The 16,791-nt window shown below is 57.0% G+C and carries 16 protein-coding genes and 1 pseudogene; 8 read left to right on the top strand and 9 right to left on the bottom strand.

The window, feature by feature from the left end:
* Positions 1–77: 77 nt before the first annotated feature.
* From Mag101_RS10935 to Mag101_RS10925, 3 genes are read left to right on the top strand one after another with little or no spacing between them, the layout of a single operon-like run.
* Positions 78–1,136: an ABC transporter substrate-binding protein gene (locus Mag101_RS10935; protein ID WP_077404714.1), complete on the top strand. Its 1,059-nt coding sequence runs from the start codon at positions 78–80 to the stop codon at positions 1,134–1,136.
* Positions 1,133–2,644: an ABC transporter permease gene (locus tag Mag101_RS10930; RefSeq protein ID WP_077404711.1), complete on the top strand. Its 1,512-nt coding sequence runs from the start codon at positions 1,133–1,135 to the stop codon at positions 2,642–2,644. The genes Mag101_RS10935 and Mag101_RS10930 overlap by 4 nt, the downstream gene beginning before the upstream one ends.
* A gap of 8 nt (positions 2,645–2,652) precedes the next feature.
* Positions 2,653–3,660: an ABC transporter ATP-binding protein gene (locus tag Mag101_RS10925; RefSeq protein WP_077404708.1), complete on the top strand. Its 1,008-nt coding sequence runs from the start codon at positions 2,653–2,655 to the stop codon at positions 3,658–3,660.
* A gap of 532 nt (positions 3,661–4,192) precedes the next feature.
* On the opposite strand, the gene Mag101_RS10920 is transcribed toward Mag101_RS10925, so the two are convergent.
* The 8 genes from Mag101_RS10920 to Mag101_RS10885 all read right to left on the bottom strand — a co-directional run bounded on the left by Mag101_RS10920 (position 4,193) and on the right by Mag101_RS10885 (position 10,752).
* Positions 4,193–5,389 carry an OmpA family protein gene (locus Mag101_RS10920; protein WP_077404705.1) on the bottom strand — a complete coding sequence of 399 codons (1,197 nt, stop codon included), beginning with the start codon at positions 5,387–5,389 and terminating at the stop codon, positions 4,193–4,195.
* A gap of 279 nt (positions 5,390–5,668) precedes the next feature.
* Positions 5,669–6,439 carry a TrmH family RNA methyltransferase gene (locus Mag101_RS10915; RefSeq protein WP_077404701.1) on the bottom strand — a complete coding sequence of 257 codons (771 nt, stop codon included), beginning with the start codon at positions 6,437–6,439 and terminating at the stop codon, positions 5,669–5,671.
* Positions 6,440–6,441: 2 nt separating this feature from the next.
* The gene (locus Mag101_RS10910) at positions 6,442–7,374 is read right to left on the bottom strand and encodes a Rossmann-like and DUF2520 domain-containing protein (RefSeq protein ID WP_077404698.1); all 933 of its coding nucleotides are present in this window, start codon (positions 7,372–7,374) and stop codon (positions 6,442–6,444) included.
* Positions 7,375–8,130 (bottom strand): pyridoxine 5'-phosphate synthase, encoded by a 756-nt coding sequence (locus tag Mag101_RS10905; protein ID WP_077404695.1) that lies wholly within the window; start codon positions 8,128–8,130, stop codon positions 7,375–7,377.
* Positions 8,127–8,735 carry a peptidylprolyl isomerase gene (locus Mag101_RS10900; RefSeq protein ID WP_077404692.1) on the bottom strand — a complete coding sequence of 203 codons (609 nt, stop codon included), beginning with the start codon at positions 8,733–8,735 and terminating at the stop codon, positions 8,127–8,129. Before Mag101_RS10900 ends, Mag101_RS10905 begins: the two co-directional genes overlap by 4 nt.
* Before the next feature lie 118 nt (positions 8,736–8,853).
* Positions 8,854–9,540, bottom strand: a complete 687-nt coding sequence (locus Mag101_RS10895; RefSeq protein ID WP_077404689.1) for a TIGR04211 family SH3 domain-containing protein — start codon at positions 9,538–9,540, stop codon at positions 8,854–8,856.
* Positions 9,541–9,590: 50 nt separating this feature from the next.
* On the bottom strand, positions 9,591–9,890 hold the full coding sequence (locus tag Mag101_RS10890; protein WP_077404686.1) for a YciI family protein: 300 nt from the start codon (positions 9,888–9,890) through the stop codon (positions 9,591–9,593).
* Between the two features lie 85 nt (positions 9,891–9,975).
* Positions 9,976–10,752 (bottom strand): VC0807 family protein, encoded by a 777-nt coding sequence (locus Mag101_RS10885; RefSeq protein WP_232324993.1) that lies wholly within the window; start codon positions 10,750–10,752, stop codon positions 9,976–9,978.
* A 260-nt stretch (positions 10,753–11,012) separates the two neighbouring features.
* Between Mag101_RS10885 and Mag101_RS10880 the strand changes: the two genes are divergently transcribed.
* The 5 genes and pseudogenes from Mag101_RS10880 (at position 11,013) to rluB (ending at position 15,916) form a co-directional block, all read left to right on the top strand.
* Positions 11,013–11,909 (top strand): PHP domain-containing protein, encoded by an 897-nt coding sequence (locus Mag101_RS10880; RefSeq protein ID WP_077404683.1) that lies wholly within the window; start codon positions 11,013–11,015, stop codon positions 11,907–11,909.
* 46 nt (positions 11,910–11,955) lie between these two features.
* Positions 11,956–12,579 carry an L-threonylcarbamoyladenylate synthase gene (locus Mag101_RS10875; protein WP_077404680.1) on the top strand — a complete coding sequence of 208 codons (624 nt, stop codon included), beginning with the start codon at positions 11,956–11,958 and terminating at the stop codon, positions 12,577–12,579.
* A gap of 90 nt (positions 12,580–12,669) precedes the next feature.
* Positions 12,670–13,647, top strand: a pseudogene (locus tag Mag101_RS10870) (segregation and condensation protein A); the annotation flags it as partial.
* 305 nt (positions 13,648–13,952) lie between these two features.
* Positions 13,953–15,050 (top strand): SMC-Scp complex subunit ScpB, encoded by a 1,098-nt coding sequence (gene scpB / locus Mag101_RS10865; protein WP_077404677.1) that lies wholly within the window; start codon positions 13,953–13,955, stop codon positions 15,048–15,050.
* Complete coding sequence (gene rluB / locus Mag101_RS10860) at positions 15,047–15,916, top strand: 23S rRNA pseudouridine(2605) synthase RluB (protein ID WP_077404674.1); 870 nt, start codon at positions 15,047–15,049, stop codon at positions 15,914–15,916. Before scpB ends, rluB begins: the two co-directional genes overlap by 4 nt.
* Positions 15,917–15,990: 74 nt before the next feature.
* Here rluB and Mag101_RS10855 read toward each other — a convergent pair whose 3' ends face one another.
* Positions 15,991–16,689, bottom strand: coding sequence for an SRPBCC family protein (locus Mag101_RS10855; RefSeq protein ID WP_077404671.1), 699 nt, complete (start codon positions 16,687–16,689; stop codon positions 15,991–15,993).
* Positions 16,690–16,791 lie beyond the last annotated feature (102 nt).

The following is a 16,791-nucleotide window of genomic DNA, read 5'->3' as shown; positions in this document are numbered from 1 at the left end:
CAATTCTTTCCACCACGGAAACGCAGGGGGCTCATGGCCCCTTGCCGAGCTTGTGAATTTTCGATTAAGGATTATCCGTGCAGCGCAGAGCTTTTTTACGTAGTGCCTGTTTAAATAGTTTTGCTGCGGCAGGTGCCCTGGGGGCCCTGCCGTTTCCTGCATTTGCATCTGAAGTAGCAGGTGTAAGGCCGGATGCGGTGTCCGTCGATCAACTGCCGCCTTTGGAAGGGGATCTCACCCTGTACCTGGGGCGGGGGGAGGGCGGCCTTTACGAAAACGTCCTCGATGCTATTCGCAAGCGCAACCCCAAGTTTAATTTACAGGTCCGCCGCGGCGTGACTGCGGCGCTGGCCAATACGATTGTTGCCGAGTCCAAAGCGGGCGTGCGGCGGGCAGATGTGTTTTGGGCGGTAGACTCCGGAGCCATTGGCCTTGTCGCCGATGCGGGACTAGCGCGACCACTGCCGGCTGATATTACCGAAGAATTGCGCCCGGGATTCCAGTACCCGCAATGGGCACCGGTGACTGGCCGCATCCGCACCATTCCATACAACACCGAGCGGGTGACGCGCGCGCAAATTCCGGACAGTGTTATGGCGCTGGCGGATAGCGATTTTTCTATTGGCTGGGCGCCGGCTTATGCCTCCTTCCAATCCTTTGTCACTGCCATGCGTTTGCTTGAGGGCGAAAAAGCCACGGCGGATTGGCTGCGCGGAGTAAACCAGCGTGCCAAGAGCTATGCGGGTGAGCTGGGCGTGGTAATGGGCGTGGAGCGCGGCGAAGTGGATATCGGTTTTGCCAACCACTATTACACCCTGCGCCTGAAAGCCGGCAAACCCGATGCGAATGTAGACTTGGCATTTACCAAGAATGACGCAGGTTGCCTGGTGAATGCCTCCGGTATTCTGGCATTAAGCGAGGGGGATCTACCGATCAACTTCATCCGCTATTTGCTGACGCGGGAAGTGCAGTCCTACTTGGCGCGTGAGGCCTACGAGATTCCTCTCGTCAATGGCGTGCAGCCGCCGCAAGGCTTGCCTCCCCTGAGTGAGATTTCTCCGCCCAAGCTGGATCTCACCAAGCTGGCTGATTTGCGTCCTACCCTGAATCTGATGCGTCGTACCGGGGTGTTATGACCCACTGGCCCCGGTCCTATCCGCTGGCCGCGCTGATTGCGTTGCTGGCTATCCTGCCCATCGGAGTGTTGTTCGACCTCGCGGCGAGCGAGGCGCAGTTTTTTGACGCGCACAACTTGCGCGTTCTCACCAACACACTGCTGCTGATGGTGTTTACCGTACTTGGCTCGGTGCTGATCGGCGTACCATTGGCGTTTGTAACCGCTTACGTGCAATTTCCCATGCGCAGGTTGTGGCTGGTGATTCTCGCCGCACCGCTCGCTATCCCCAGTTATATCGGTGCGTTTACCATCTATGCGGCGTTTGGCCGTGGTGGTGAAATTCACAATTTGCTGGGTATTCCGCTGCCTGCTATGGACGGTTTGCTCGGCGCCTCGCTGGTAATGATTCTCTACTCTTACCCGTTCGTGATGCTGACCACCCGCGCTTCTCTACTGAGCCTGGATGCGAGCCTGGTGAACGCGGCGCGCACGTTGGGCATGTCTCTCGAAATGAGCCTGCTCAAGGTGGTGTTGCCCCGTGTTGCCACCGGAATTGCCGCCGGCGGATTACTGGTGGCCCTGTATACCCTGTCTGATTTTGGTACGCCGGCGATTATGCGGCTGGATACTTTCACCAGGGTGATCTTTGTCGAGTACAACGCATTTGGTTTGAGCCAGGCGGCGATGCTGTCGTTACAGCTGCTGGCAATTGTCGGGTTAGTGCTGTTTTTGGAATCCCGAGTGCGTGGTAGCCGTGAGAAACCCGGCCGCCACCTCACGCTTTGGCCCAATAGCTGGCAGCGCTGGATGATTGGTGTGGCCGTTTCCCCGGTGATTCTGCTGGCGGTAGTGTTGCCTCTCGCCATTTTCGCGGTGTGGCTTGCGCGCGAGGGCAACGCTGGTTTTGACCTGCGCTATGCGTGGAACTCTGTACACGCTTCGTTCCTGGCTGCGGCATGTGCGGTGGTGCTCGCGATTCCGGTCGCGCACGCGGCCATTGCCGGTCGCGCGGGCCGTATCATGGAGCGAGTGACGTACTTTGGATTTGGTGTGCCGGGTATCGTAATGGGTACCGCACTGGTGTATGTCGGCCTGAAGCTGCCGTTTCTGTACCAGACTCTGGGTTTGCTGGTGCTGTGTTACGTATTGCGATTCTTGCCGCTGGCGGTTAGTTCTGTGCGCTCAACCGCCGAGGGTTTGGATTCAAGCCTGGTAAAGGCAGCGCGTGTACTGGGGGCCAGCCCCCGGGAAGCGTTTCAGCGGGTTACGTTACCGCTGACCATGCGCGGTATGATTGCCGGCGCCGCACTGGTGTTCCTTGAGGCTATGCGGGAGCTGCCCGCCACGCTGATGTTGGGGCCCACCGGGTTCGAAACCCTGGCTACCTACTTGTGGCGTGTATACGAAGCGGGGTATTTTGGCCGCGCAGCCATTCCCGGCCTGTTACTGGTATTGATGTCAGCACTGGGGCTGGCGCTGATGTTGTCCGGTGAGCGCCGGGCCGAACTCGAAGTTTCTGGAAAATAGTCGCGATAATGCTGAACGTTCGCAACCTGTCTGTTGATTACGGTTCCACGCGCGTGGTGGACAATCTCAATCTCGCCCTGGGAAAGGATGAGGTGTTGATGCTTGTCGGCCCGACCGGCTGCGGCAAAACCACCATTCTGCAGGCGCTGGCAGGTTTGATCCCGGTAACCGAGGGTGAGATTTCACTGGGTAACTGGAGCTCAACCCCCAAGCGCCCGGTACCGCCAGAGAAACGCAATGTCGGCATGGTGTTTCAGGATTTCGCTCTGTTTCCCCACCTCACCGTGCAGGAAAATGTGTGCTTTCGCCTGAAAGACACTTCGCTGGCAGACCACTGGTTGAAGCTGTTGGGGTTGGAAGCGTTCCGTCAGGCCAAGCCCGCCAGCCTGTCCGGTGGGCAGAAGCAGCGCGTCGCGCTGGCTCGAACCATTGCGCACCAGCCGGCGTTTATTCTCCTCGATGAGCCGCTGTCCAACTTGGATGCGGCGCTGAAAGACAGCCTGCGCTGGGAAATCCGCGAGGCGCTCAAAGCTGCAGGTATCCCCGCGATCTGGGTGACCCACGATCAGGAAGAGGCACTTTCAATTGGTGACCGGGTGGGAATTCTCAATGGTGGCAAGTTGGAGCAGCTGGACTCTCCGGAGAAATGCTTCGCCGAACCCGCCAGCCGTTTTGTCGCTCGATTTCTGGGGGAGGCAAGCTTTCTCCCGGGCGTGCTCGATGGGCGCCAGGTAACCACCGAACTTGGCCCGGCACCGGGTATACCGATCGATGACGCCCGTGGGGCGGTTGATCTACTGTTGCGGCCAGATGATTTGTCTCTGGTGCCATCTGAAATTGGCAATGGTGTGGTGGATTGGGTGCGCTACGAGGGCTGCTCGCGCCTGTATGCGGTGCAAGTTGGTGACGGCGTGCAGCTCAAGGTACGCACCAGCCACGAAGTCCAAGCGGAGCCCGGTGCGCGCGTGCAAATGGGGATCACCACTACCCACCCGCTGGCCGCGTTTTCCAGATAGTTTCCCTCAATCTCTTCTCTCAACTTATTTCTGCCGACGCTCATTAGCATGAGCGCCACGCGGTGGAATCTGTACCCTCCCGGCGCCTAATTTCGCTTGTACGCTCTTGCTTGGTGTCCACTGGTTGACCAGTGTTGGGTGCCTGTGCAGTAAGTGGGCAAGCCGCTTACTTTTCGCCAGTTAACTAATTAAATGCCAAAAACTTTTAGCCCTTTGGGGCTAGAGGGAAAAGCTTTCCACAGCGGGACGTGAACGAATGAGGCTAGATAGTTACGAACGAAATTTGTCAATCCTGTTTTGAAGTTTTTTGTAACTTACTGATTTATAAGCAGAAAATTTATTTGGTTAAATTTTCTTCACAAACTGGTTACAACGGATCATGGGGGCTGGCGGCGTTTTCCCGGGTGTTGTTAACAGAGATATCCACAGATTCTGTGGATTGTGAATAAAAAAAGCCGGCAGCTGTCGGCAATTGTGCTAGCAAGAGAATTCCGCGCCTGGAATGTGGCTCCAAGCGCGAAAATTGGTCTGATCAGCGGAAGGTCAGTTCGACGCGGCGGTTTTGCGCACGGCCAGATTCGGTCGCGTTCGATGCCACTGGCTGGGTCTCGCCAAACCCCTTGGACGATATGCGGGTGGCATCCACACCACGTGACACCATATGGCGGCGTACCGACTCAGCACGCTGCGCAGACAAGCGTAGGTTGTAGTCGTCGTTGCCGCGGCTGTCGGTGTGACCGGCAACTTCGATAAGACTATCCGGTTGGCTGAGCAGGGATTGCACCACGGCTTCGAGTGATGCTTCTGCGCGGGCCGTTAACGTGGCCGAGTTAAATTCAAACTGTATGTTTTCCAGAGTAATTGTCTGGTCGGCGATCACGCAGCCATATTCGTCCACTCTTGCTCCGGGTAGCGTGTTGGGGCAGCGATCTTTCTGGTTGAGCACGCCATCACCATCGTCGTCCAGATCAACCGCGACAACCTGCTCTGGCTCGGCGGGTGGCATGTAGGCCACCGCGGGTGCTGGCGCGGGTGGGCAGCGCAAGGGAATACTGATGCCGATACCGAACTGGTAATCGCTCATATCGGTGGCGAAAAAGTCGCGTAGGTAGCGCACTTCTGCGCGCACTTTCAAACCCCGGGAAGAGAGTGCGCCACTTACAATACCTGCGCCGACGTTCAGAAAGCCGTTGGTCTCTCTTGGGCCATAGTCGTACTCGGTATTGTTATTTGATGCGCCAATACCAGCGAGTACAAAAGGCGAGTACCCCTCGCGTCCGCTGAAGTGATAGACCACATCAACGCCCAGTCCTGACAGTTCCAGGTCGCCGGAGGGTTTGAGGGCGTCGGTGTAAATGTATGGGCTTGTAGCAGCACCCATTGTTCCAGACACGAGCCCGGGGTTGAAATTAGTCGAATCAATAATCGCGGTAGGGGTGCCAACCTGGGTGGTGTCTAGTTGCGGATAGAGTGCTAAATTGCTGTCCCGATCCACCTTTACCCCAAACAATTGCACTTCGGTAAACCAGTTGCCGCTGGTCTGCCAGCCAAAGGTTGCGCGAGTGCCGGCCCCCTGACGTTCTGTATAGCGGTCCTTGTCCACCCGGATCATCACGCCCATTACATCGATATAACTGGTTTCCTGCGCATAGAGTGGCATGGCAGCACTGGCGGCGAAGGTCAGAGTGGCTAGTGCTGAGAGGCACTTGCTCGAAAGTTTGAAAGGCATAGACTCGGTCCCTGGTCTTGTTGCTCGAAATTGGGAGGTCTGTTTATGTGTCGTATTTATACTCCCGTGCTTACTTTTAGTTGATAGCCACGACTTTGCCAATGTGGCGGCCAGGGTAACGGCGGTAATTGGCGGGCTTTTGCGCGACTGTTTGACGAATTACGGTCTTGGTGTGCGAAAAGTTGACTAGATGTGAATCGAGTAGCAGGCGCGCTTGTCGCGCCGAATTCGGTGCGACAAGTGTTTATGGAGTGTTGTGAGGCGTGCTATTGCGGTGTATCAGAACTGATGACGGAAACTGATGAGCGCTGCGGTGATTGCCACATTCAGGCTTTCCACGTCGTTCTTCATTGGGATTCGAATTTTGTGCGTGCAGGATTTTTCCACGGCGGAGCTTACGCCGTGGGTTTCGTTGCCCAACACGAAGACCGTGGGTGCACTGGTATCCAGCGTACCCAGGGTATCTTGTGCGTGTGAGGAAAGTGCGCAGACACGCGCACCCTGTTCAGCGAATTTTTGTAGCACGGGTGCCAGCTGGTCACAGCGTAAAATACGGGTCTTAAACAGAGTGCCCACACTGGCCTTGATTACCAGAGGGTCTATTTGCGCACAGCCTTTTTTCGGCAACAAGATGCCATCGATGCCGCCTGCACACGCCGAGCGAACAATCATGCCCAGGTTTTGCGGATTGGTGATGCCGTCCAGTGCGAGTAACTCAAAGTGTTTGCCTCGGCATTCTTTGAGGAAAGTATCGGCACTGCCGTATTTCGGTAGCGCCAAGTCCAGTGCTACGCCCTGGTCCTGCTTGGCATTTTTTGAAATGCGGGACAGGCCTTTGCGGTCCCAGTGGGCGACCTGAATATTGCGTTCTTCGGCCAGTTGCTCGATACGGGAAATCAGCTGGTCCTTGCGGTTACTTTCCGCCAGGTGCAGCTTGTGCACGGGCAGGCTGCTGTCCTCCAGTGCTTCGAGCACCGGCTTGCGTCCATAGATGGTGAGCAGACTGTCAAAGAATGCGCGTTTTTTCAGGTATTCGGGGGAGTCGGTCACGGTTACGATTCGTCAAAAATGGATTGCAGTTGCCGGCGTGCATCTTGGCTCAGGCCGGCTTTTTCCGCCAGAGGTAATGCGGCTTTTCCGAGTGCGCGATACAGTTCTACGAGCGTCACGGCTTGGGCCCCAGAAGTGGTGTCAGAACCGGCACCGGTTGTGCCACTTGATTCTGCAAGCTGGTGTAACGCTTGGGTCTGTCGCGCCACCGTGGCGACGTCGCCACGCACCAGTGGGCCGGTAAGGGCCTTGGTCGGCCCCAATGCAAAATTGTTGTTTACCGTCTGCACCACAATAGGTTCGAGTAGCGCCATTGCACTTTTGTTATCGATACCGGCGGCCTGAAAGACCTGCAGGCTCAAATCCATAAGTACGGTGAGATAGTTACAGGCCATTACTGAGCCCGTGTGGTACAGCACCTTTTGTGATGGGCTCAGGTGAATACAGTTGCAGCTCAATGCCGTGAAAGCGGGCTCAAGCACATCGATCACTTCTTCATTGCCTTCCAGGGCCACAGTGGAGCCGGGAAGGTCCGTGAACGAGCGTTTGGGGTCCGCAAAGCTGTGTACCGGATGCGCGCTGGCGAGCAGATCTGCCCCACTGGCGGCAAGCACAGAAGCGGGGAGGGCGCCGCTACAGTGGAATAGTATTGGGGACTTGCCTGACAGAGGGTGATGTTGCGCGATGATTGGCGCCAGGTCTGCGGCAGTGGTTGCAATCTGATCGTCCGGTACCGCCAGCAACCAGACTTGTGCGGGGGGCAGCTTGTTCAGGTCTGAGACGGCAGTGCCCGCACCGATAAAATCTTGGGCCTCGCGGGCGTTTGCCGCGCTGCGGTTGAACAGTCCGGCTATCTCGAACACGCTGTTTTCGTGCCAAAGAGCGGCCAGTGTGCGTCCGAGTTTACCCGCACCGACAACGTTCAGGGATAGCAATTAATTACCCGCCAGACAGGTCACATAGGCAGCGGTGGCATCCGCGAGGCCCATTTGGATGGCATCAACCGTCAATGCGTGACCAATAGATACCTCTTGCAAGCCGGGCAGCGTGCGATAGCGGCGCAGGTTGATCAGGTTCAGGTCATGGCCGGCGTTCACACCGAGCCCGAGGTGGAGTGCGTGCTCCGCTGCGGCACAGTGTTCGGCAAAGATCTTCTCAACTTCACCGGATTGGTTGGTGACGGCCTCCGCGAAAGGACCCGTATACAGTTCAATACGATCGGCGCCCACTTCTTTGGCCAGGCTGATCTGACTTTTGTCCGGGTCCATAAACAGACTAACCCGGATGCCAGCGTCTTTGAGTTGCTGAATCATGGGTACCAGGCGTTCGCCGTCGCGGGTGAGGTCAAAGCCATGATCGGAGGTAAGCTGATCGTTACTGTCGGGCACCAATGTGCATTGTTGTGGTTTGGTTTCGAAGACCAGCGGCAACAGGCCTGGGTAGCTGCCCATGGGGCCTGCGAACGGGTTACCCTCTACGTTGAATTCTACCGAGCGGGCGGCGCACAGCGCGGCCAGGTTTCGCACATCATCGGGGCGAATGTGGCGTTGGTCCGGGCGCGGGTGCACAGTGACGCCGTGAGCACCGGCGTCCAGGCAGGTGCGGCCATGAGAGACCACATCTGGATAGTTCCCCTCGCGGGAATTGCGAATCAGGGCGATTTTGTTCAGGTTGACGCTGAGTGCAATCACTGGGCGTTTTCTCCGCTGTCTGAATCTTTTCGTTTCGCTTTCAGTATACGCACCGCCATGTTGGGTGCGTCGGGATGTGCGCGGTGTTGCCCGCGCGGTTCCGCGGCGATTTGCTGTACTACACCCATCCCCAGCAATACCTTGCCAAATACGGTGTAGCCGGGTTTATCGGCGCTGCCGTCGAGGCGGCTGTTGTCTACCAGGTTAATAAAGAACTGGGAGGTGGCGCTGTCGGGAACGCTGGTACGGGCCATGGCGATGGTGCCGCGCTGATTGGAAAGCCCATTGTCCGATTCATTCTTGATCGGGTCGTCGGTGGGCTTTTCCTGGAAATCGAAGGTGAAACCGCCGCCCTGGGCCATAAAGCCGGGGATTACACGGTGAAAAATGGTGCCGTCGTAAAATCCACTGTCGACGTACTTCAGGAAATTTTCCACGGTAACGGGCGCCTTGTCGGCGTACAGAACCAGCTCAATGGTGCCGAGGTCCGTTTGCAATTCCACTCGCGGGTTGTTGGTAACCGCAAGAGCCAGGCTGGAGAGGCCCAGTAACAGTGTGGCGAGAACGGTGTGGAGCAGGGCGCGAAAGGGCGTAAGGCGTTTCATAATCTCTTCCATTAGCGAACACAAAAAGGCCCGGTCGGTGACCAGGCCCAGAGAGCCGACTAGGGATTCTACCCGTAGCCTCGCGTGTAGGGGAACTCGCGTGTAGGGGAAAGTGGAATCAGTTTGCCCACTCGGAGTGACGCTTGCGGCGGCGCAAATGCGGGGCAATCATTGCGATGAAAGCACCCATTGCTACAGAGAAGGCTCCGTACATATAGGTTTTGTGCGAATCGCTGGACGATAAGCGCTGGATTTCTGCCTGATCCATCGACTGTTTCTGTTTCAGGAGCTCATGTTGGTTAAGCAGTTTCTGGTGACGCTGGTTAAGGGCAACAGCGTCCGAGGATAGAGCCTTCAGGTCTTTTAATTCCTTGGCTAGTGATTGGGCGCGCTCTTGCTCAATCTTGAGGGCGGTGGATAGCTTGGTGTTGTCCTCTTCCAGGCGACGTACCTCACCTCCGAGATCGCCCTGCAAACTTTCGATGTGCTGCAGTCGTTGCTCGGCTTGTGCCAGTTTAATTTTGGCCACCGGCTCAGACTCCAGATACTGACGGCGTATCCAGCCCTCTTCACCGCCGGGTGTGCGCACTTGCGCCCAGCCTGTGTCCGGCGAATCTTGCAGCAGGGTAAGTTTGGTACCGCTGGGCAAACCCCGGTGCAGAATGCGGAATTCGTTACCTTGGCCGGAACGCATCGGGACGTGCAGCTCGTCGGTAATATAGCGCTCGGAGCTAATGGCCAGTGCTGGACTGGCGGCGATGGCGATCAGGGTTGCGGTAACGGCAGTGGTAAACAGTTTTTTCATGGCCAGTAAAAATCGAACTTAAGAATCTTGTTTTGGTTCAACCGGTTTGCTCAAGGCAAAACCAGCTTGTAGGGCTTAACGGTGACCGAAGCGTATACGCCGGCACTCATGTACGGGTCGTCGTCGGCCCAGCTCTGTGCATCAGCCAACGACGGAAACTCGGCAACCACCAGGCTGCCAGTAAAACCGGCTTCGCCCGGCTCTTCGCTGTCGATGGCGGGGTGTGGCCCGGCAATCAGTAGACGTCCCTCGTCTTTTAGCGCAGTGAGTCGTGCTATATGCGCGGCGCGCGCGGTTTTACGCAAGGGTAAGCTGTTTTGTACATCCTGACTGATAATTGCGTACCACATAAGCTGTGTCGTGTTCCTTAGTTTTTTTATGTTGTTGAGTGGCTGATCGGTCCGTATACAGTGCGCGGCAGGCACTTCGCCCTATTTACTGCTGCACCATAATTTCTTCCAGTGAGAGCCCGGTCAGTTTGCCGATGCGGCGGAACAGAAATACCAGCACCAGCATCAAGATAATGGTGGCCGGCAGGGCGATCACGGGGAAGCTGAGCGCGGTCATTTTACCCAGCTCCTCGTTGAACGCTTCGGTACCGGGAGGGCTTTGCAGAAGCACTTCGGCCAAAATGTAATTCAGCGTGGACGAAAGGAAAAAGGAACCGGCAATCATCCAGGATGCTTGCTGCAGGGTTCGCTCGAAGGCAGTTTCATTACCCTTCGCGGAAAGGCGATTGGCGATCTTGCCGGTATCGAGAATGCGATCGTTGTAGATCAGTGTGCGCACCAGCGGCCAGCGGGTGTACAGGCTGACGATCGTGGCCACACCCAGTAAGCCGGGAATAGCCGCCTCTTTAATGGCAATGTACTTGGCGTCCAGTTCCAGCAGGCTGATGCCGCCAGTCAGCAGGATGCTGATGACACCCAGGGCGGAGAAGAAGTTGACCTTGCCGGAGCGCAGCAAGTCACGCAGTCCATATACGAGGGGGAAGGCCAGTGCCACGACGATCGCCCACTTGGTGCCCAGCCAGTCATCACCAGACAGCTTGGTCAGAATCAGGGTGGGGATCACGATATTGAGCAGCAGGTTGCCGAGCAGGCTTTCCTTTTGTGCAGGTTTCTGCGCTTGCTGCGTAGAGGTCTCGCCCGCAGTTTGGGACTGAGTGACAGCGTTCGTCGTGTCTGAGTGCGCTTGTTTACTATCGGTCATGTTCTGTTCCGGTGATAATGCCCGCTGGCTGACGATACAGCTGTCAGTGGCGAAGTTGCTTTCCCCTCGAGGGGCCTTATCCCTGAAACCGGCAATCCGGTTAACCCGGCAGGTCTGAAAACCCGTCGGTCGGCGGCGCTTACTTCGCCACCACATGGCCTGCGCAGGATTCCAAACCTGCAACTATCTGTGACAGCATCCGTTGTTGGTGGTTCCGTTTGAAGGAGACCACCCGATATCGCAAAAGTATGGACCTTGCTATGTACACTGCCCGATCTGTTGTGACCGACGATGCTATATCTGGTCAGGTCGACCTGCACTGCCACAGCACTGCGTCAGACGGTATTTTAAGTCCTTCGGCGCTGGTGTCGAGGGCCAAATCCGCTGGTGTGACACTGTTGGCGTTAACCGACCACGATACCGTAAGCGGGATTGCGGAAGCCGCCGAAGCTGCGGCCGAGCAGGGGGTTACCCTGTTGCCGGGTGTGGAGTTTACCGCACGCTGGGGGCGACGGGTGGTGCATATTGTCGGGTTGAATGTTGACTGTATGTCCGCAGCGTTAGTTGAAGCGGTGTCTGTACGCGCGGCGCTGCGCCGCGAGCGAGCGATGGAGATCGCGTGTCGACTGGAAAAACGGGGGTTTGTGGGTGCGTTTGAAGGGGCTCGACGCCTGGCCAGCGGCGATGAAATCGGTCGTCCGCATTTTGCCCGCTGGATGGTGGCGGAAGGGCACGTGACGGACACGGCCAAGGCGTTCAAGCGATACTTGGGAGCTGGCAAGATCGGTGACGTCATGGTCCCTTGGCCGGATCTCGCGGAAACGGTCGCGAGTATTGAGGCTGCGGGTGGGGCGGCGGTACTGGCGCATCCGCTCAAGTACGGCCTGACACGCACTCGCCTGCAGGCGTTGTTACGCGATTTCCAGCAGGCAGGTGGCACTGCGGCGGAAGTGGTATGTGGGCAGCAAAACCCAGTGCAGACCCGTGAAATTTTGCAGCTGTTGGTTCAGGCGAGCCACGGTGAAGGCCCTCTGCTCGCTTCGTTGGGAAGCGATTTCCACCAGCCTGACCAGCCCTGGCGAGCACTGGGTTGCGTACGACTGCCGGCGGACGTCGAGCCCGTCTGGAATCTGTGGCAAACTGGCGCCAGTAAATAGTATTCGGGCAGGGAGCGCCCTGTTCACATTGGCAAAGGGGATATTAATGGCGCAATTCTTCCAGATTCATCCGGAGAACCCGCAGGCGCGGCTGATCAATCAGGCCGCGGATATCGTGTTATCGGGCGGTGTTATCGTGTTCCCCACGGACTCCGCGTATGCGATCGGCTGTCGATTGGGAGAAAAAATGGCGGTAGAGCGCATTCGCGCGCTGCGTCAACTGGACAAGAATCACAATTTCACCCTGATGTGTCGCGATCTTTCCGAGCTCGCCTCTTATGCCAAGGTGGACAATCAAATGTTCCGGCTGTTGAAGAACCATACCCCCGGCCCCTACACCTTTATTATGCCGGCAACGTCCGAAGTGCCCCGCCGCCTGGCTCATGCTAAACGCAAGACCATTGGTTTGCGCGTGCCAGATAACCCCATTGTGCAGGCACTCGTCAGTACACTCGGTGAGCCACTGATGAGCTGTAGCTTGATTATGCCGGGCGAAGAGCAGCCACTGACAGACCCCTACGACATTCGCGATACCCTCGAGCATCAGGTGGAGCTAGTGATCGATGGCGGTTTCTGCGGCTTTGAGGCGACGACCGTGGTGGATCTCACCGGCGACGATCCAGTACTGGTGCGTCAGGGATGCGGTGCAATAGATGAAATTCTCGGCTGACACTGATGTATAATCGCTCGTTTGGCCTGTCCGAAAGGTGGTCAGTTAGTCGGTCAAGCTGGGTTCGGTGAAACAGTGTCTATTGAAGATATGCAAGAAACGGTAGAAGTCGCCCCCGTCGAGGGTGAGGCCGCCGAGGCGCCTGCAGTCGCGTCTGAGCCCGTTGCCGAGCCCTCAGCGCAAGTAGCTAAAGAGCCCTCTACGGAAATTTCCGAAGAGTCGTCTGAGGAACCCTCTGCGGAGCAGTCTGCGAACACGGATTCTGCCGTTTCCGATGCTGGACCGCGCCAGGGCGAGATGCCGTTTGCCATGGTGGAAGGCAAGGCCTTCACCGATCTGCCCAGCGATCTGTATATCCCGCCAGATGCACTGGAAGTCATTCTCGAGGCCTTTGAGGGGCCTCTCGACCTGCTTTTGTATCTTATTCGCCGTCAGAACCTCGACATTCTCGAGATCAACGTGGCCGAAATTACCCGTCAGTACATGGGCTATGTGGAGATGATGTCCTCCATTCGCTTTGAGCTGGCCGCGGAGTATCTGGTGATGGCGGCGATGCTGGCGGAGATCAAGTCCCGCATGCTGCTGCCGCGTCCGCCAGAGGCGGAAGAGGAAGAGGGCGAAGATCCGCGTGCCGCGTTGATTCGCCGTCTGCAGGAGTACGAGCGTTTCAAGACCGCCGCCGAGGATATCGACGAGCTACCCCGTGTGGGTCGTGATATCCATCAGGCTAGCGCCAGTGCGCCGGATCGTAAGCTGACTCGACCCGAACCCGAGGTTGACCTGAAAGAGGTATTGGTGGCCCTGGCCGACGTGTTGCGTCGCGCGGACATGTTTGAAAGCCACCAGGTGGAAAAGGAAAAACTGTCCACCCGTGAGCGAATGACGCAGGTACTGGATTCGATTAAACACCGTCAGTTTGTTCCATTTGTAAACCTGTTCCGGGTGGAAGAGGGGCGACTGGGGGTGGTAGTTACCTTCCTGGCCGTTATGGAGCTGGTGAAGGAATCCCTGGTAGAGCTGGTTCAGAATGAATCCTTCGGCCCTATCCACGTGCGTGCCCGCGGTGAGGCTGCCGATGGAACTGAGCCAGAAGTGGATGAGGCGGAAGCCGAGTTTGGCGCTGGCGCAGACACTGAAGATGCACTGGAAACCGAAATCCCCGCGGACAACCGCGCGGAAACCAAAGACGGCCGCTACAGCTATGAGTTTTCGTTTGCCTCCGAAGCCGACGCACAAGAGTTCGCGTCACAGGTATCGGAACCTGTAGACACCCCGGGTGCCAGTGGTGATGTCGAACCGGAACAAGAATCGAGCAGCACAGCTCGAGTACGTCCTATATCGCTGTTCAGCGAAGAGTGAGTGAAGCGAATAACATGAGTATCGCCCCGGAATTATTGCGCCGGATCGTGGAAGGCGCGCTGATGGCAGCGGGCCAGCCACTGTCGGAAGATCGACTGCTCTCCCTGATTGACGAAGGGGAGCGCCCTGAAAAGTCGGAACTTAAACAGGTGCTGGAAGAAATTGCCGAAACCTGCGCCGAGCGCGGTTTTGAGCTCAAGCAGGTGGCTAGTGGTTGGCGCTTTCAGGTGCCCGAGGAACTCGCGCCCTGGGTGAACAAATTGTGGGAGGAAAAGCCACAGAAGTACTCTCGTGCGACTCTGGAGACCCTCGCCATTATTGCCTACCGGCAGCCAATTACCCGTGGTGACATCGAGGAAATCCGCGGTGTTGCGGTAAGCTCGCACATTGTTAAAAGCCTCTCCGAGCGCGGCTGGATCAAGGTTGTGGGCCAGAGAGATGTGCCTGGTAAACCCTCGCTGTACGCCACCACCCGGGAGTTCCTCGACTACTTCAATTTGAAGAGCCTCGACGATCTGCCGACGCTGGCGGAAATTCGTGATATTGAAAGCCTGAACGCGGCGCTGGATTTGGGTGATGGCGCGCAAGCCCCCGAGGGTGACGCGCAAGCTGCCGAGGCGGGCGCAGAAGATGCCGCAGAAACGGAAGTCGCAGACGAGACTGTGGCGGAAGAGGCTGGTGAAGCTACCGCTCAAGACGCGGATGAGAGCTCGGACGAGATTGTGGGTGAGGTTGCGGACGAAGACATCGATCACAACATCAACGAAGACTCTGGCGAAGAAACCGACGAAGAAGCCGTAGCAACGTTCTACGAGGGTGCGCAAAGTAAAGGCCTGTTCGCTGCGGCTGACGAAGCCGCTTCCTCACAAGTAGAAATCGCAGAGGACGGCAGCGAGGTCTACCCTGAAGAGGCGGAAGCAGACGAAAATGTGCTTTCCGCGGAAGAGGAGAGTGCAGAGCAGGATCTGTCAGAGGTGTCAGTTACAGAAGAGGTGCCCGACGAAGACGATCTGCAGCAAGATGCGCAGGTGGAAGAGAATCTGCAGAGTGTTGCCGAAGGCGACGCGCAGGATGAAGATGAACAACAATCCCCGGAAAACCTCCATTCATGAGTAATGAAGCAGCGCCATTGGGCGAAAAACTGCAAAAAGTATTGGCCAGGGCTGGCATGGGTTCGCGCCGGGAGATGGAGCGAGCCATTGAGGCAGGCCGGGTCACCGTAAACGGCGAAGTCGCCGGATTGGGTGAGCGGGTCAGCGAAGACGATCAGATTGAATTCGACGGCAAGCGCATCTCCGGTGGCGATGAAAACCGCGTACGCGTGATTTTGTACAACAAGCCCACAGGAGAAATCTGCTCCCGTCACGACCCGGAAGGCCGTCCAACGGTGTACGACCGCTTGCCGCGCCTGAAGAGTGGGCGCTGGATTTCTGTTGGGCGTCTGGACTTCAATACCAGTGGTCTATTGCTGTTCACGAACAGTGGTGAGTTGGCCAACAAATTGATGCACCCGTCATCGGTCATTGACCGTGAGTACCTGGTCCGCATTCAGGGTGACGTGGATGACGACATGAAAAAGCGCCTTACCAAAGGTGTTTCACTGGATGACGGAGAGGCGCGCTTTACCGATATTGTGGAAAGCGGTGGTGAAGGCACCAACCGCTGGTTCTACTGTGTCGTGATGGAGGGGCGTAACCGCGAAGTTCGTCGTTTGTGGGAATCGCAGGGTGTGCGCGTCAGTCGCCTGAAGCGGGTGCGTTACGGCAGCGTGTTTATTCCGTCGCATGTACGTGTGGGCCAGTGGATCGAAATGGAGCCCAAGGAAATCGACGACCTGTGTGTTACAGCGGGTTTGCCGAAGCTTGGCCAGCGCTCACTGACTCAGTCGGAGAAAGAGATTCTGCAGCGTCAGCGCCGCAAGCTGCGCAAGTCACCTGTGCCAGCGGGAGGGCGTGCGCCCAAACGTAAGAGCCGGTGATTCGAGGCTCACAGAAACAAAAAGGCAGCCAATGGCTGCCTTTTTTGGTTTTTAAGTCCGCAATTTGCACAGTATCAGGGTTGAATCTCTTGTTTCGGCTCTCCCAGTTCGTCGCCGCTACTATCTGGGGACTCAACATCGTCGCCCTCAATAATCTCGTTTTGCATACCCGGATCGATATCCTCCGGCTCAATATTGCTGCCCTCTGACGGCAGCGCATCGCGAGTGTCTACCGGTGGAGCACCCGCATTAGCCTCGGATTCCACCAGCGCCTTGAGCTTGTCGAGTCCTTCGGCATAAGACTCGCCCACCATTCTTGAAACCATCAGTCCCATCCAGCGCGCAATGGGGCTGCCGCCCATGTCGGAACTGAATGACCAAGTAACGTTGGTACCGCTACCCTGCGGTTTGAGGGTCAACTCTGCTTTGGCTTGTCCTTGAGCGCCGAAGTCGAGGTCGGTCGCAATACGGGAGTAAGGCTCACTGGCGGTAATGGTCTGGGTACCATTGCCCACGTTGGGGTCCTCGCTTTTCCAGTGCATCTCCGCGCCTTTACCTTCGGGGCTTCCGCTATAGGTGTATTCGGTGCTCGGGTCGATCTGGTACCAGGGCGACCATTTGTTGAAGTTCTGGAAGTTGTTCAGGTAGGGGAACACCACTTGCGGAGGTTGTGCGATATACACGCTGCGCTCAGTAGTCGCCTCGCGCGGGAAGAGAAAACCGGCCAGTACCAGCAGGGCCAGGAAAATCAGAAGATACAGTAACCAGCGCATGGCGGACTCCCGATAGGATAGGAACAAGGTATCTGTGTCGGCGACTGGCGGTGGCAAGTATGATGATGTGCGGGTGGCCAATAGCTCGACAAAGTGTACTGG

The organism is Microbulbifer agarilyticus, assembly GCF_001999945.1.
Classification (GTDB): Bacteria; Pseudomonadota; Gammaproteobacteria; order Pseudomonadales; family Cellvibrionaceae; genus Microbulbifer; species Microbulbifer agarilyticus_A.
The sequence above is the reverse complement of the archived record's forward strand: the minus strand, read 5'-3'. Positions and strand labels throughout refer to the sequence as shown.

Excerpts from the sequence above, each read along its gene's own strand:
- Mag101_RS10920 (WP_077404705.1), bottom strand. The coding sequence starts at position 5,389 with ATGCCTTTCAAACTTTCGAGCAAGTGCCTCTCAGCACTAGCCACTCTG.
- Mag101_RS10880 (WP_077404683.1), top strand. The coding sequence starts at position 11,013 with ATGTACACTGCCCGATCTGTTGTGACCGACGATGCTATATCTGGTCAG.
- Mag101_RS10875 (WP_077404680.1), top strand. The coding sequence starts at position 11,956 with ATGGCGCAATTCTTCCAGATTCATCCGGAGAACCCGCAGGCGCGGCTG.
- Mag101_RS10925 (WP_077404708.1), top strand. The coding sequence starts at position 2,653 with ATGCTGAACGTTCGCAACCTGTCTGTTGATTACGGTTCCACGCGCGTG.
- scpB (WP_077404677.1), top strand. The coding sequence starts at position 13,953 with ATGAGTATCGCCCCGGAATTATTGCGCCGGATCGTGGAAGGCGCGCTG.
- Mag101_RS10900 (WP_077404692.1), bottom strand. The coding sequence starts at position 8,735 with ATGAAACGCCTTACGCCCTTTCGCGCCCTGCTCCACACCGTTCTCGCC.
- Mag101_RS10855 (WP_077404671.1), bottom strand. The coding sequence starts at position 16,689 with ATGCGCTGGTTACTGTATCTTCTGATTTTCCTGGCCCTGCTGGTACTG.
- Mag101_RS10890 (WP_077404686.1), bottom strand. The coding sequence starts at position 9,890 with ATGTGGTACGCAATTATCAGTCAGGATGTACAAAACAGCTTACCCTTG.
- Mag101_RS10885 (WP_232324993.1), bottom strand. The coding sequence starts at position 10,752 with ATGACCGATAGTAAACAAGCGCACTCAGACACGACGAACGCTGTCACT.
- Mag101_RS10930 (WP_077404711.1), top strand. The coding sequence starts at position 1,133 with ATGACCCACTGGCCCCGGTCCTATCCGCTGGCCGCGCTGATTGCGTTG.
- Mag101_RS10895 (WP_077404689.1), bottom strand. The coding sequence starts at position 9,540 with ATGAAAAAACTGTTTACCACTGCCGTTACCGCAACCCTGATCGCCATC.
- rluB (WP_077404674.1), top strand. The coding sequence starts at position 15,047 with ATGAGTAATGAAGCAGCGCCATTGGGCGAAAAACTGCAAAAAGTATTG.